The sequence below is a fragment of the Streptomyces sp. P9(2023) genome (assembly GCF_032436795.1).
Classification (GTDB): Bacteria; Actinomycetota; Actinomycetes; order Streptomycetales; family Streptomycetaceae; genus Streptomyces.
The window spans coordinates 1-265 of record NZ_JAUPWM010000548.1 but is presented as its reverse complement, the minus strand read 5'-3'; the positions used below and the strand labels follow the sequence as shown (position 1 = coordinate 265).

Genomic DNA, 265 nt, shown 5'->3' with positions numbered 1-265 from the left:
AAAGCATTTAATTCCAGCGCTGATCGCCACTAATCAAGATCAAGGCGTGCTTAAACGTGTAATGAGCTTTGTTACAGGTAATGATCACTTCTTTCTGAACCTCTCAATGGCTGCTTGTAAAAGCATGATGAAAGCCGCTGAGGGCGTGCCAAACAGTACCATGGTTACTGTTATGGCTCGTAATGGTGTGAACTTTGGTATTCAGTTGTCAGGTACAGGAAATCAATGGTTTCAAGCACCCGCTAACCCAGTAAATGGTTTGTTC

At 43.4% G+C, this 265-nt stretch carries 1 protein-coding gene; it reads left to right on the top strand.

Annotated features, from left to right (window positions below; all coding sequences use genetic code 11):
• Positions 1-265, top strand: a 265-nt coding sequence (locus tag Q5762_RS38665) for a DUF1116 domain-containing protein (protein ID WP_315896995.1), incomplete at both ends; no start/stop codon positions are given.